Source organism: Pseudomonadota bacterium (genome assembly GCA_030859565.1).
Lineage (GTDB): Bacteria > Pseudomonadota > Gammaproteobacteria > JACCXJ01 > JACCXJ01 > USCg-Taylor.
Genome location: JALZJW010000181.1, coordinates 1 through 6,004 on the forward strand (window position 1 = coordinate 1; position 6,004 = coordinate 6,004).

4 protein-coding genes and 5 pseudogenes are annotated in these 6,004 nt (G+C 58.5%); 4 read left to right on the forward strand and 5 right to left on the reverse strand.

Annotation, left to right across the window (positions count from 1 at the left end; genetic code table 11):
- Positions 1–116: 116 nt before the first annotated feature.
- The 3 genes and pseudogenes from M3436_18495 to M3436_18505 form a co-directional block, all read right to left on the reverse strand.
- Positions 117–386 (reverse strand): UBP-type zinc finger domain-containing protein, encoded by a 270-nt coding sequence (locus M3436_18495; protein ID MDQ3565992.1) that lies wholly within the window; start codon positions 384–386, stop codon positions 117–119.
- A gap of 4 nt (positions 387–390) precedes the next feature.
- Positions 391–1,307, reverse strand: a pseudogene (locus M3436_18500) (NAD(P)/FAD-dependent oxidoreductase).
- A pseudogene (locus tag M3436_18505) lies at positions 1,306–2,048 on the reverse strand (cyclic nucleotide-binding domain-containing protein). Before M3436_18505 ends, M3436_18500 begins: the two co-directional pseudogenes overlap by 2 nt.
- Positions 2,049–2,150: 102 nt before the next feature.
- Here M3436_18505 and M3436_18510 point away from each other — a divergent pair.
- Positions 2,151–2,237: pseudogene (locus M3436_18510) on the forward strand (TMEM175 family protein).
- A 16-nt stretch (positions 2,238–2,253) separates the two neighbouring features.
- Here M3436_18510 and M3436_18515 read toward each other — a convergent pair.
- Together M3436_18515 and M3436_18520 are read right to left on the reverse strand one after the other, a co-directional pair.
- Positions 2,254–2,661: a hypothetical protein gene (locus tag M3436_18515; protein MDQ3565993.1), complete on the reverse strand. Its 408-nt coding sequence runs from the start codon at positions 2,659–2,661 to the stop codon at positions 2,254–2,256.
- A gap of 163 nt (positions 2,662–2,824) precedes the next feature.
- Positions 2,825–3,247: a nuclear transport factor 2 family protein gene (locus tag M3436_18520; protein ID MDQ3565994.1), complete on the reverse strand. Its 423-nt coding sequence runs from the start codon at positions 3,245–3,247 to the stop codon at positions 2,825–2,827.
- Between the two features lie 398 nt (positions 3,248–3,645).
- Here M3436_18520 and M3436_18525 point away from each other — a divergent pair.
- The 3 genes and pseudogenes from M3436_18525 to M3436_18535 all read left to right on the forward strand — a co-directional run.
- Positions 3,646–4,476, forward strand: a pseudogene (locus M3436_18525) (alpha/beta hydrolase).
- Between the two features lie 131 nt (positions 4,477–4,607).
- Positions 4,608–5,315: pseudogene (locus M3436_18530) on the forward strand (isochorismatase family protein).
- 64 nt (positions 5,316–5,379) lie between these two features.
- On the forward strand, positions 5,380–6,004 hold a 625-nt coding region (locus M3436_18535; GenBank protein MDQ3565995.1), incomplete at its 3' end, for an amidohydrolase family protein.

Here is a 6,004-nt window from a genome sequence, read left to right on the forward strand (position 1 = left end):
GGCTACGAGTACTCCCGACGTTACCAGTGCGGATCGGACCGTTTGCTTCGCTGTCGGTTCCATCGACTCAATCACCTTGTCGATTTTGTCCTTCAAACCGCGGTCCGCTGCATTGCTCAGTATTCCGCGAACGCGTCGTCTGGATAACAATATAGCCAACGCTCGCCAGGCTCCGCCGACGCAATCACCGGGTGCCCGCTCGCCCGCGCATGCTTTGTCGCATGTCGGTTTGGCGAGTCATCGCAACAAAGCGTCGCGCCGCAATTCTGACAGGTGCGCAGATGCACCCATCGCGCGCCGATCTCCACGCATTCAGCGCACTCGCGCCGTTGGGCATGTTTGACCGTCGTGATCTCGGGAAGATGAGCGCAGGTTCCGTTCGACATCAGCTCACCTCTCTTTCAAAAATTCGTGTACGAACTGGACCGACATTGAGCCTTTGCCAACGGCGGAGGCGACGCGCTTGACTGAGCCTGAACGCACATCTCCAGCCGCGAACACGCCCGGCCGGCTCGTTTCCAACAGGAACGGCTGCCGCTTCAAGGTCCAGTCCGGCGAATCGGCCAAAGCAATTCCAGTGCGCACAAAATCTTTCTCGTCCTTCTCGATTTCGGGCGGCAACCAATCGGTCCGCGGCGTCGCGCCGATGAAACTGAAGAGCGCGGCCGTCTGCAGAGTCCGCTTCTCGCCCGTGAGTTTGTTGACGATTTCAACTTCGCTGAGATGGCCATCGCCGAGCATGCGTTCGACTGTAGTGCAGCGAAGTATCTCGATATTCGGTGTATTCATAATCCGATGGGCGAGATAACTGGACATGCTTTTGCAAAGATCATCGCCGCGGATCAAAAGGAACACCTGGCGCGCGTTCTGTGCCAAATAGACGGCCGCCTGACCAGCGGAGTTGCCGCCCCCGACAAGCACAACATCCGACGCGCGACACATCTGCGCTTCGTTAGGCGTGGCCGCGTAATAAACACCGCAGCCTTCGAATGGATCGCAACCTTCCACGTCGAGGCGGCGGTAGTCCGCGAGTCCGCGCCTGAGGCGATCAGCAGACATTTGGCGACGACCGTTTCGCCGCCTTCCAATCCGATAACTGAATACACTTTGTCGAACGTCAGATTGATCACCGGCGTCGGAATGGAAACGCGCGCACCGAACTTATCGGCTTGCAGAACGGCGCGATCGGCCAGTTCGCTGCCGGTGATTCCGGTTGGAAATCCCAAATAATTTTCGATGCGCATGCTGCTGCCGGCCTGACCTCCCGGCGCGGTGCGTTCGAGGACCACGGTGTTCAATCCTTCGGAAGCGCCATAAACGGCCGCAGCGAGCCCGGCCGGTCCCGAGCCGACGATGGCGAGATCATAGACCACGTGTTCCACCGGCCGGCGAATGCCGATTGTCTCCGCCAACTCGCGGTTCGACGGGTTACGCAGAAGCACCCGGTGAGCACAGGCCACGATAGGCGTGTCGGCTTCGGTCACTCCAAATTGCTTGAGCAACTGACCCACCGCGGGATCGCCTTCCAAATCCAGCCAGGTGAACAGCACGCGATTCTTCGCCAAAAAATCGCGGATCCGGAAAGTGTCCCGCGAATAGCGGGAACCGATCACGCGCAAGCCGGTGAAATCACCCGACTCGCGCATCAATTGCCGGCGGGCAATGAATGCTTGTAGGATAATATCACTCAGCTGCAAGTCTTGATTCAAGATCTTGCGCAAGGCTTTGTGCAAGATTTCGTACACTTCGGAATCGGTCTTGGCCATGCCGGTGACCACCTTCGGGTTGCCGGTCAAATGACCGACGTCGCCGGTGAATTCTCCTGCGCCCAGGACCCTGATCGCCTTCGGCTTCTCGCCGGTCTCATCGACAAGCTCGACTTCACCGGACTTGATGACAAAAAAGTTGGAATCGCGATCGCCACAACGAAACAGCGCGTCCCCCGCCCGAAACGTTTTCGGCGGTGCGCCCGCATAACGCCCAAGCCGCGCGATCTGCGCCTCGCTCAGTATCGGAAAAGCAATCGCGTTTAAATCCTGCACTGCCATGTCGCAATCTATGTGCTAGCGAAAGCTCAACAACCTGTCTTGCCAGCTACGCGCATTCTACGTCGGTTTTGCACGTGCGCTCGTTTCGCAACACTCCGCTTAATGAAAACCAACCGGGTCGAGGCATTTAGCGATGGTGTCATGGCCATTCTGATCACCATTATGGTGCTGGAGTTGAGGGCGCCGCACGACCAACTTTCCGGCGCTAACATCGGCTGAGGTGTTCCACGTATCGTGGGAGAACTCCATAAGCTCGGTAGAAGGGCGTCTCGATCGTGGCGAGCGACAAGGCGCGGCCGGAGGCCATGTAGGCCAGTGCGACAGATGGAGCGCCACCGAGGTCGTGGCTGAGGATATCGCGTTCGGCGGCGAGCAAACTCAGCATGTCTCCAACCTGGTAGTTAATCCTGACCCCGTTTACCTTGGCGCTTTTTTCAGTGAAGCCCTTCGGCAAGCGACCGACCGGGGCGGCACCTGTCGCAATTTCGTTGGCGTCCTGCGCGAGAGCGGGCACGCCGGCGAGTCCCGCTACCCAAACAAGCACCAGCAACCAAGGCCACCAGCGGATCACGACTCTCGCCGACGTGCTAGAAAGGTTCGATAAAGCATTCATCGCAATCTCCCTAGTAAGTTGTATGCAGTGGACGCCCATGACACGTAGCTGACCATGATCGACTGTAGTTGACTCAATTGGAAGCAACACGCGGCTAGCCGCCGGTGACGGCAGGATCCCAGTGGTCCACGCCCGCTGTTATCCGGCCCGTCGCCGATTGTCCTCAGGATTCGAGACCAAGAATCGGCGCGTCCAGCGCCTTGGCCGCACGCACCGGATCGAAATATTCGCGTAGGAACGCGATGTTGCCGCCTGCAGCACGCAGGAAAAACACATAATCCTGGCGATAGATACGCCCCGTAGGCTTGATAAGCGCCTCCGCCTTGACTTCGGCGACTGCCGCTTCCGGATCGGCTAAGGCATACAGCTTGAGGTCGAAGAAGCGGAAATTTTCCACCGCCCACAGGAACCAGGTTACGTGACGCACCACCACCTCCCGCCCTGATAGCCGCCGCGCCGGATGGCCGATGGCGGGCGCGTAAGGGAGTTCCCACAAAAGATCATCGGCGATCAGTGTCTGCCATTGCGCGTTGTCCTCGACGAGTGTCTGGATATGTCGTTGCAAGAGATCGGAGGCAATCGTCATCTAAGTCTCCGAAGCTCAATGGGTCCGCTGGACCCGTGGACGACCGGAGCCTACGATGACGCTACCATAAAGTGTTGGGGAAGTTCTAGAAGATCATGCGAGGTTGAGGTGCGAGTCGAGTGATCAGATGTATCTCAATGTTTACGTCCAGCCGTTACAGGCGGTGGGCGGGGTGGTGTGGTATCTGCGCTGGCATCCAGCCAGAGGTTTGCCTCGACCGCAGCGATCCGTTAAGTTGTCAGGAACTGCCCGTGCAGGATTACCTGCGAAGAAGATGGAATCGAACTCCTCCACTGCTGGCCCTACATACGAGAGGGGATGCTCCGTGAGGGAGATAGCAATCGATAGGGTTCCGATAATCATCAACGTCGAGACAGATTCAGAAAGGAGATTTCCAAATGCCTTACATCACTGTCGGCAAAGAAAGTTCCGGCGGCATCGAACTCTACTACAAGGACTGGGGGAAGGGACAGCCCGTGGTCTTCAGCCATGGTTGGCCGCTGCGCGGACGCCTGGGAAGACCAGATGGTGTTTCTGGCCGCCCGCGGATACCGCTGCATCGCCCATGACCGCCGCGGCCATGGCCGATCGAGCCAGCCCTGGGGCGGCAACGACATAGACACCTACGCCGACGACCTCGCGATGCTCGTCGAAACGCTCGATCTCAAGAACGTGATCCATGTCGGCCACTCCACGGGCGGCGGTGAAGTCGCCCGCTATATCGGCCGCCACGGCACGCAGGGTGTGGCCAAGGCCGTGCTGATCGGCGCGGTGCCGCCGTTGATGCTGAAGACGGCCGCCAATCCCGGCGGCCTCCCTATGGAGACGTTCGACGGAATCCGCGCTGGCGTCCTCGCCGACCGCTCGCAGTTCTTCAAGAATCTCACCACGCCTTCTACGGCGCCAACCGGCCGAACGCCAAGGTCTCTCAAGGCCTGTGTGACTCGTTCTGGCTCCAGGGGATGCAGGCCGGATTCAAAGGCGTCATCGACTGTATCAAGGCATTCTCCGAGACGGACTTCACCGAAGATCTCAAAAAAATCGACGTACCGACCCTCATCATTCACGGGGATAACGACCAGATCGTACCGATCGGCGCCTCGGCCGTGCTTTCATCCAAGCTAATCAAGAACGCACAACTGAAGATCTACAAGGGCGGCTCGCACGGCTTATGCTCGACTCAAAAGGAACAGATCAACGAGGATCTGCTCGCGTTCTTCAAGGCGTGAGCGAAATGTTCTGATGTAGTTAAGGAGCAATCGTATGCGATACAGTATTTTCGGACGGCGCACGGGTTTGCGTGTCTCTGAACTGGCGCTGGCAAGAGTGTTGTGGAACTAACTTCAAGAAGGAGGAAATTATGGCTCAAAATAGTGGTCGCGCGAAACGCAGTGAAAAAGGGCTGCTGACCCCGGACAACTGCGTTGTCGCGATTATCGATCTTCAACCGCAGATGCTTTTTGGGGTCGCCAATTTTGACCGCCAGGCGATCATCAACAACAACGTCGCGCTGTTGAAAGCCGCGAAGGTTTTCGACGTTCCAGTAGTGCTCAGCACAGTGGAAACCAAGAGTTTCAGCGGCAATATGTGGCCGCAGATCCAGGCGGTCTTCCCGCATCAGACGCCCATCGAACGATCTTCGATGAACTCTTGGGACGACAAGAACTTCGTGACCGCCATCGAAAAGAGCAGGAAGAAAAAAATTGTCCTGGCCGGGCTGTGGACGGAGACATAGCGTCGCGCTGCCGACCGTGCAGGCCATTCACGACATTACGAAGTGTACGTCGTCGAAGACTGTTGCGGCGATGTGAGCCAGCTGGCTCACGACAACGCAATGAAGCGGGTGGTCCAGGCGGGTGCGAAGCCGGTCACCGCACTCTCCGTGATGCTCGAGTGGCAGCGCGATTGGGCGGAGCGCGACACCTATGAGGCGGTCATGGATATCGTGAAGAACCATTTTGGCGCGTACGGCATGGGCGTCGAGTACGCCTACACGATGGTGCACGGCGCGCCGGCGACGAAGTTCCCCGAATACGTCGTGCCTGCTGCCGCGGCTGCGCACAAGTAGCCGGTTCGTGTCATTTACCACCATGGAACCGACGCGAAGGGACATTCTTAAACTTGCCGCATTGATGGGAGTGTCCCATCTTTTCGGAGGATGCAGTATGGCCGCAAAAGGTAGAGAGCCGGATTTGATTTTGATGAACGGCCGTATCGCAACACAGGATGAACGCCGATCATTCGTCCAGGCCGTTGCTATCCAGGACGGGCGGTTCGCGGCGGTTGGATCCAACCAAGAGATCATGGTTCTGCGAGGCGCAAAGCCCCGGGTCATCGATCTCGGCGGCAGGACGGTCATCCCGGGTCTTAACGACTCGCACATGCATCCGATCCGTGGCGGCCTTAATTACAACATGGAGTTGCGCTGGGATGGCGTGCCGTCGCTAGCCGACGCGCTGCGGATGCTGCGCGAGCAAGCTCAGCGCACTCCGCCGCCGCAGTGGGTGCGTGTGGTCGGCGGTTGGACGGAGTTCCAATTTGCCGAGCGCCGGATGCCGACGCTGGAAGAGATCAACGGAGCCGCGCCCGACACGCCGGTGTTCGTGCTGCACCTCTACGATCGTGCGCTTCTCAACGGTGCGGCGTTGCGCGCCGTTGGCTATACGAAAGATACGCCCGCGCCCGTGGGCGGAGAAATTCAACGCGACAAGCAAGGCAATCCCACCGGACTTCTCATCGCCAAACCCAATGCGAGTA

Excerpts from the sequence above, each read along its gene's own strand:
- M3436_18495 (MDQ3565992.1), bottom strand. The coding sequence starts at position 386 with ATGTCGAACGGAACCTGCGCTCATCTTCCCGAGATCACGACGGTCAAA.
- M3436_18520 (MDQ3565994.1), bottom strand. The coding sequence starts at position 3,247 with ATGACGATTGCCTCCGATCTCTTGCAACGACATATCCAGACACTCGTC.
- M3436_18515 (MDQ3565993.1), bottom strand. The coding sequence starts at position 2,661 with ATGAATGCTTTATCGAACCTTTCTAGCACGTCGGCGAGAGTCGTGATC.